Source organism: Dietzia sp. DQ11-71 (assembly GCF_014144995.1).
In the GTDB taxonomy this organism is placed as follows: Bacteria; Actinomycetota; Actinomycetes; order Mycobacteriales; family Mycobacteriaceae; genus Dietzia; species Dietzia kunjamensis.
Genome location: NZ_JAALDT010000348.1, coordinates 1 through 864, shown reverse-complemented (window position 1 = coordinate 864; position 864 = coordinate 1). Strand labels below are relative to the sequence as shown.

1 protein-coding gene is annotated in these 864 nt (G+C 72.6%); it reads right to left on the bottom strand.

Annotated features, from left to right (window positions below; all coding sequences use genetic code 11):
* Positions 1-864 (bottom strand): HNH endonuclease signature motif containing protein (locus G6023_RS12335; protein WP_182635756.1); only part of this gene is annotated, 864 nt, incomplete at both ends.

Below are 864 nucleotides of genomic sequence, written 5' to 3'. Positions count from 1 at the left end.
GCGTCGGCCTTCTCGTCACCGGTGGGCCCGGGGCTGCGGCGTTGCTGCCGGGTCCACGCCTCGGTCTCGGCGCGGGCCTGTTCACGCCGGTACTCGGCCAGTGGGCCGGAGGGTCGGGTGAGCATGGTCGAACCGTCCGGGGTGCGCACCAGCAGGGTGCCGTCGGGCTGTAGGTCGTAGATCCAGTCGGAGAAGGTCTTGAACCGGTGATGGCGCCGGCACATCGCCGCGAGGTTGCCCTCGATGGTGTGTCCGCCCCGCTGGGGGTCGGCGTGATCGAACGGCACCACATGATCCAGATCACAGGCCTCGGCCGGGATCGCACAGCCGGGGTGGCGACAGGTGCCATCGCGCAGCCGGATCCGGCGGGCCAACTGGGCACCGGGCCGGTATTTCAGGGCGGTGCGGGCGTCATCGGCGGCCCCGATGCGCGGGTCGATGGGTTCGAAGGTGGCTCCGTCGCTGGTGGCGAGCATGTCGAGCAGGGCCTGCAGGGCGGCCTGGCCGGTGCGGGTGAACTCCACTCGGGCGCCGCCGGCGTCGCGGGCGGTGTTGCCGGTGGCGATGACGGTGACCTTCGGCCGCAACGCCACCCCGGCACCAGGCGCGCCCGACCGGCCGGGGCGAGCAGGGGTGCCGGCTAGGCCAGCATCGCCGCACACCAGGGACATCAGGGCGTCGGCGCGCCGTTCGGCGATCGAGTAGTCCTCGACCTCGCCAGCGCCGCCAGCGCCGGGGTTGGCGGTGTCGGCTTGGGTGTTGGCGGCGGCTTGGGCGTCGGCGTACTTGTGGTCTTTCACGCGTTGGTCGAGGGCCTCGGCCAGGACGGCGGCTTCCTCGGTGGCCAGGATCGCCGACACACTC